Source organism: Tahibacter caeni (assembly GCF_024609805.1).
GTDB classification, from domain to species: Bacteria; Pseudomonadota; Gammaproteobacteria; order Xanthomonadales; family Rhodanobacteraceae; genus Tahibacter; species Tahibacter caeni.
On the sequence record NZ_JANFVR010000283.1, the window covers coordinates 1 to 6,319 of the forward strand.

At 69.5% G+C, this 6,319-nt stretch carries 6 protein-coding genes; 3 read left to right on the forward strand and 3 right to left on the reverse strand.

Features of this window, described 5'->3' with window-relative positions; all coding sequences use genetic code 11:
• On the reverse strand, positions 1-465 hold a 465-nt coding region (locus NON22_RS18745; protein ID WP_484600509.1), incomplete at its 3' end, for a COG4648 family protein.
• Between the two features lie 84 nt (positions 466-549).
• Between NON22_RS18745 and NON22_RS18750 the strand changes: the two genes are divergently transcribed.
• A complete protein-coding gene (locus tag NON22_RS18750; RefSeq protein WP_306673901.1) occupies positions 550-1,896 on the forward strand; it encodes an NAD(P)/FAD-dependent oxidoreductase in 1,347 nt (448 codons plus the stop codon).
• Between the two features lie 157 nt (positions 1,897-2,053).
• Here NON22_RS18750 and NON22_RS18755 read toward each other — a convergent pair whose 3' ends face one another.
• Positions 2,054-2,323 (reverse strand): phosphopantetheine-binding protein, encoded by a 270-nt coding sequence (locus NON22_RS18755; protein ID WP_257388482.1) that lies wholly within the window; start codon positions 2,321-2,323, stop codon positions 2,054-2,056.
• Positions 2,324-2,491: 168 nt separating this feature from the next.
• On the opposite strand from NON22_RS18755, the gene NON22_RS18760 reads away from it, so the two are divergent.
• Positions 2,492-3,472 (forward strand): chorismate transformation FkbO/Hyg5 family protein, encoded by a 981-nt coding sequence (locus NON22_RS18760; RefSeq protein WP_257388483.1) that lies wholly within the window; start codon positions 2,492-2,494, stop codon positions 3,470-3,472.
• On the opposite strand, the gene wsfD is transcribed toward NON22_RS18760, so the two are convergent.
• On the reverse strand, positions 3,377-4,876 hold the full coding sequence (wsfD, locus tag NON22_RS18765) for a glycan biosynthesis hexose transferase WsfD (protein WP_257388484.1): 1,500 nt from the start codon (positions 4,874-4,876) through the stop codon (positions 3,377-3,379). The genes NON22_RS18760 and wsfD overlap by 96 nt on opposite strands.
• Positions 4,877-5,233: 357 nt before the next feature.
• On the opposite strand from wsfD, the gene NON22_RS18770 reads away from it, so the two are divergent.
• A partial coding sequence (locus NON22_RS18770) for a serine/threonine-protein kinase (RefSeq protein ID WP_257388485.1) occupies positions 5,234-6,319 on the forward strand: 1,086 nt, incomplete at its 3' end.

A 6,319-nucleotide genomic window follows, 5' to 3' on the forward strand; every position in this document is an offset into this window, starting at 1 on the left:
GGCGCAGGCCAGCATCAGCAGCGCCTGCAGCGCGAGCAGCAGGGTCCAGGCCCCGGTCAGGCCGCGCGCGTACGCGGCGACGCCGGGCTGGGCCAGGCGCTGCTCGCCCTCGAACGCGAGGATCGCGCGCGCGACCAGCGGCCGCCGGCCGGCGAGCAGGGTACGGCCGAAGAACCAGGCCATGCCGGCGTTGATCGCGACCGGCACGAGCAGCAGCGCGATCTCGGCCTGGCCGCGCCGCAGCAGCAGCGCCGTGCCGGCGACGGCTGCGAACCAGGCCAGCCAGGCGGCCGTGCGGCCGTTCCAGAGGCCGCCGAGCAGCAACAGGCTGATCAGGTCCAGCGCCGCCAGCGCCGACAGCCAGCTCTGCTGGCGCCAGAGCGCGGCGAGCAGCAGCAGCGGATAGAGCAGCAGCAGGCCCAGGGCCAGATGTTGCAGACGGTGCGAAGGAGCGGCGGAACTCATGCGGGGCGGCCGGCGGAGGCGGCCGGAGCGGCGCGCGAGCCGGCTATGATACGGCGCTCAATTCATTCGGGGTGACGGCGGAACATGGACGAGCGGAACGTGGACAACCGGGCAGACGGCGCCATCCGCTGCGACGTGCTCGTGGTCGGCGGCGGCCCCGCCGGATCGACGACGGCGACCCTGCTGCAGCGGCGCGGCCTCAAGGTGCTGCAGCTCGAGAAGGATCACCATCCGCGCTTCCACATCGGCGAATCCCTGCTGCCGGCGAACATGCCGATCCTCGAGGAGCTCGGCGTGCTCGAGGAAGTCCGCGGCATCGGCATGCTCAAGCTCGGCGCCGATTTTCCCGAGGTCGGCGACCGCTACCGCACGTATCACTTCGGCCGCGCGCTCGGCAAAACCCCGCCGTACGCATTCCAGGTCAAGCGCGAGGACTACGACCGGATCCTGTTCCGCAACGCCCAGCGCAACGGCGTCGACGCGCGCGAAGGCGTCAAGGTGGACAAGGTCGAGATCCGTCCGGACCGCAGCTGCGTCGCGCAGGCCACGACCGAGCACGGCGAGAAGCTCACGATCGAGGCGCGCTATCTCGTCGACGCGAGCGGCCGCGACACGCTGCTCGGCAACGCGCTGAAGATCAAGGTCAAGAACCAGAACCACCAGAGCGCGGCGATCTTCGCCCACTTCAAGGGCGTCACGCGGCGGCCCGGCGACGAGGCCGGCAACATCAGCATTTATCGCTTCGACTACGGCTGGTGCTGGTTCATCCCGCTGGCCGACGGCCTCATGAGCATCGGCTGCGTCTGCTTTCCGGAGTACCTCAAGCAGCGCAAGGGCCGCACCGGCGAGTTCCTGCTGGAGACCCTGGAGCTGATGCCCGGCGCGGTCGAGCGCATGGCGCAGGCCGAGATCGTCGGCGAAGTCCGCGTAACCGGTAATTACTCGTATACCTGCAGGCAGATGAGCGGGCCGGGCTACGTCATGGTCGGCGACGCGTTCGCGTTCGTCGACCCGGTGTTCTCCTCGGGCGTCTACCTGGCCATGCACAGCGGCAAGCACGCGGCCGCGCTCGTCGACGACATCCTCAGGAATCCCGATCGCGAAGCGCAGCTGCAGCGGGCGTTCGAGAAGCGCATACGCCGCGGCGTGCGCGTGTTCTCGTGGTTCATCTACCGCTTCAACTCGCCGGTCATGCGCAGCCTGTTCGCGGCGCCGCGCAACGTGCTCAAGGTCGAGCAGGGCGTGATCTCGATGCTGGCCGGCGACGTGTTCGACAGCGGCCCGGTCATGCGCCGTCTGCATCTGTTCAAGGCGATCTACGCAGCGACGGGACTGGCGAATTTCCGCCGCTGGCGCGAGGACCTGCGCGAACGCCGGCGCCAGTCGGCCAGCGAGTTCAGCGGCGGCAACACCCCGGTCGATCCGGCCTGAGGAAAGGGTCCTGCGGCGGCGCCGGCCGACGGCGCCGCGCGCGGCTCGGCGTCGGTGCGAGATGCCGCGAACGCTTCGCGGCAGCCGCAGGGCGGCCGCCGATCCAGGTCCTTCGTTCGGGGAACGACCGGCCGGAGACGGCGCTCCGGCGCTGCGGTCAATTGACGCGGTTCTGCTCGATATGCGCCGACAGCGCACGCAGCGAACCGAAGATGCGCTTGTTTTCCTCGTTGTCCGAGCGCAGCTGGAAGCCGTAGCGCTTGGACACGGCCAGCGCGATCTCCAGCGCATCGATCGAATCCAGGCCGAGATCTCCGCCGAAAAGCGGGGCTTCCGGTTCGAACTGGTCGGGGCTGACGCCTTCCAGATTCAGGCTGTCGACAAGGAGCTCGGCGAGCTCGCGCTCGGCGGGGGTCAGTTGCGCCATCGGGGAATTCCACTGGGTCGGCGCGGCGCCGGACCGGCGGCCGCTGCGGCGCGCGAGTGTATCATACGGGTTTGCCCGGCCATTCCGGCGGGTACAGGGACCTCTTCCACCGATGCCATTGCCACCGATGCCGCGCACCGTCGCCTGTCCTTGCGGGGTCGTTGCCGCATGAGCAGCGAGCACGGCCTGCCGCCGCTGGACGTCGCTTACGTCGAAACCCGACTGGACCGCCTGCTCGCCGAGCCCGACGTGCTCGCCGTGCTCGGCTTCGGCGCGGAAGCGCCGGTGTCGGACGATCCGCGCTATCTGCGCGTCGGCCTGGAGCCGTTCGGCGGCGCCGCGCCGTTCGAGGTCTGGCGCACGGCCGGTCCGATCGAGCGGGGCCGCGACGGTCCCGTGCGCTGGGCCGCTTCGGCGGACTACTGCTTCGGCGCGATCGAAGTCGCCGAGGCCGACCATACGGACCTGACGGCGGCGGCCGAGGCGGCCTATCGCGAACTGACCCGCTTTACGCGCACGCAGCGCTGGCCGCATCTGCTGCGCATCTGGAACTACCTGGCCGCGATCAACGAAGGCGCCGGCGACGACGAGCGCTACAAGCATTTCTGCACCGGCCGTTCGGCCGGCATGCGCGAGCTGCACGGCCAGGGCTTCTCCGCGGCGAGCGCGATCGGCCGTAGCGACGAGGTGCCGGTGCTGCAGGTCTACTGGCTCGCCGCGCGCACGGCCGGCGCGGCCGTCGAAAATCCGCGTCAGGTGAGCGCCTGGTGCTATCCGCGCGAGTACGGACCGACGTCTCCGACGTTCGCGCGCGCGATGCGCAGCCCGTGCGCGCCGGCCCAACTGTACATTTCCGGCACGGCCGCCGTGGTCGGCCACCGCTCGCGCCACGACGGCGATCTCGCTGCCCAGCTCGACGAAACCTTCGCCAATCTCGACAGCCTGCTCGCGAGCGCCGGCAACCTGCCGGGCTTCGGCGCCGGCAGCGTGCTCAAGGCCTACGTGCGCCGGCGCGAGGACCTGGCCGCGACGGCGGACCTGCTCGCCGGGCGCCTACCCGACGCGGCGAAGCGGCTGGTGCTGCTCGGCGACATCTGCCGGGCCGAGCTGCTCGTCGAGCTCGACGGCGTCCATACCGTCCGTCCGTGAGGCGGCCCGTTCGCGGCGCAGGGCGCCGAGGCCGAGGACCAGCGCCGCGACGCTCCAGCTCAGCGCGGCGTTGAAGATCAGGTGACCCTGCTTGGCCACGTCGGCCAGGCCGTCGCCGAAGATCGTGACGCCGAACGTCGCCGGCATCAGTATCGCGACGAGCAGGCTCAGCAGCGCAAAGCGATCGGTGCTCCATAGCGCCCGGATCGCGGCAAGCAGCGGCAGGGCGAACAGCAGATAGCGCAGCCACGCGGTGCGGTCGAGCAGGCCGTTCCAGCTCAGGAACTGCGGCGGCAGCTTGCCGAGGATCTCGCCCTCGACATGGCCGAGATTGCGCGGCAGCCACGGGTTGAGCACGACCACGCCGTTGCGGAAGAAGCGCAGCAGAGTCATCGGCTCGCGCAGCATTTCGCGCAGGACGGTCGCCCGGCCGATCTTCTCCATGCCCGGGCAGACCGCTTCGGCCAGGCCCGGCAGCTGCCAGGCGGACTTGCCGCTGTGCGCGGCGCAGGCTTCGGGCAGACCGAGCCGGCGCGTCGTCGCGAGCGGATCGGCCGCGGCCGGCAGCAAGCCGGTGAACACGAGATTGGCGCGGTTGAACGACCGTATCGACTGCATCATCAGGTCGTCGCGGCCGAGCTGGGCGAACTGGAACGCGGCGCCGACGACGGCGCCGGCCAGCAGCGCCCAGCCCTGCCAGGGCCAGCGCCGCGCATGCAGCCGGCCGAACGCGAGCACGCCGATCGCCAGGCACAGCGGCAGCACGAGGTGCTGGATCTTGCTCGTGGCCAGCAGCAGCGCCGCTGCCGCGAGCAGGACGGCGCCGCGGCGGCTCCAGGCGCTGTGCGCCTGCAGCAGGATCAGGTTGAACAGCGCATAGGCTGCGATCAGCGCCGTGGCCTCGGCATAGAAGGTGTTGAAGTACATGGTGTCGGCCGGATCGGTCAGCACCAGCGCGAACACCGCGGCATTGGCCAGCGCGGCCGGCCGGTTGCCGCGCCGCCACCAGGCGCGGCAGAACGCGGTGACGAGGAGACTGAGCACGACCAGCCGCAGTCCGCCGAGCCAGCGCACCGAGTGGCGCTCGATGCCCTGCGCCTGTTCGATCGAGTAGACCGCGACCGCGGCCGCCTGGGATAGCAGCTCGCTGGAGCCGTAGCACAGGCGCACGGGGTTGCGCTGGAAGCGGTAGAACTCGAACGGCGCGTTCGGGCTGTTCTCGTCGGGCCGTATCGCCGCCGGCCGGTCCGGGAACAGCTCGAAGCAGCCGGTATAGCGCGCCTGGTCGAAACTGTTGGCGATGGCCAGCAGCGGCGCATGCGACAGCAGCGGGACCGCGCGCAGCAGGCCGAGCGCGAACAGCGCGACGATGGCGATCAGGGCGATACGGGGCGCAGGCTTCATCATCCGCGGGCAGATAGCACGGCAGGCGTTAGCGTCGGGGCAAGCAGTTGTCGATTCTGCGGCGGCCCGATGAAAGTCTCGTGGCAGCGGAACCGGAAATCCGCGCAACGGCGCCGCGCCGCCGGCATTCAGGTTCATGAGCGACAGGCGGCTGCGGTCCTGTTCGCTGCCAGCCCCGAGTGCCGTTTTGCGTAGTCATCGATCACGGCGGTGGGAAGCATCGACTGCGAACCGCATCACGATCCCCGAGTGAGCGGCTCACACCGGGACGCGCCAATCCCGCCACGGCACCGAGAACATACGGTGCTAAGCTTGTCAACAGATTCAACAGGCGAAATCGCCTAAACCGGAGCCGTCATGAAAACGCATCTGGGCCACTACGACATCGTCGCCGAACTCGGCCGCGGCGGAATGGGCGTGGTCTACAAGGGTTACGAGTCCTCGCTGAACCGCTACGTCGCGATCAAGGTGCTGGCCGAATCGCTCGCGCACGACGAAAGCGTCAAGGAGCGATTCCTGCGCGAGGCCCGCAGCATGGCCTCGCTGAACGACCCGCACATCATCCAGATCTATTTCATCGGCGAGCACGAAGGACAGACGTTCTTCGTCATGGAGTTCGTCGAGGGCGAGTCGCTCGGCTCGCTGCTCAAGCGCGACGGCAAGCTGCGTCCGGAACAGGCCGCGCGCGTGATCTACCAGACTGCGCAGGGCCTGGCCACGGCCCACGACAAGGGCGTGATCCACCGCGACATCAAGCCCGGCAACCTCATGGTCACGAGCCGCGGCGCGATCAAGATCGCCGACTTCGGCATCGCGCTGGTCACGCAGGACTTCTCCAAGAAGCTCACCTCAACCGGCGAATTCGTCGGCACGCCGGGCTATCTGTCGCCCGAAGTCTGCCTCGGCAAGCCGGTGGATTCGCGCTCGGACATCTTCTCGCTCGGCATCGTGCTGTTCGAGATGCTGACCGGCCGCATGCCGTTTACCGACGAATCGCCGCTGGGCCTGATGCTCGAAGTCGTGCGCGCTGAGATTCCGGACGTGCGCCAGCTCAACAACGACGTCGACGCCGAGCTGTCGCGCATCCTCTCGCGCATGATCGCGAAGGACCCGAACGAGCGTTACAACAACTGTCACGAGCTGGCCGAGGACCTGAGCCGCCATCCGCTGCTGGCCGGCGCGCCGACGATCGGCGTCAAGCCGCTGATCTCGACCGCGGCGGCCACGGTCATCGGCATGAAGACGCCGGTCTCGGCGCAGCGTCCGCTGCCGCAGACCGTGCCGACGCCGCGTCCCGGCCAGTTCAACGCCGGCACGGCCGCCGCGCCGATGCCTGTCGCCGGCAGGTTCGGCGCAGGCCCTCTGCGGAGGGAATGCCTCGACGCCGGGGTTCGCGGCGCTCACCCCGACCGGCGGGTCAGCGGCGCGACAACTCGTGCACGG

Bases quoted from the DNA above. Each gene is read 5' to 3' on its own strand.
- NON22_RS18750 (WP_306673901.1), top strand. From the start codon at position 550: ATGGACGAGCGGAACGTGGACAACCGGGCAGACGGCGCCATCCGCTGC.
- NON22_RS18755 (WP_257388482.1), bottom strand. From the start codon at position 2,323: ATGGCGCAACTGACCCCCGCCGAGCGCGAGCTCGCCGAGCTCCTTGTC.
- NON22_RS18760 (WP_257388483.1), top strand. From the start codon at position 2,492: ATGAGCAGCGAGCACGGCCTGCCGCCGCTGGACGTCGCTTACGTCGAA.
- wsfD (WP_257388484.1), bottom strand. From the start codon at position 4,876: ATGAAGCCTGCGCCCCGTATCGCCCTGATCGCCATCGTCGCGCTGTTC.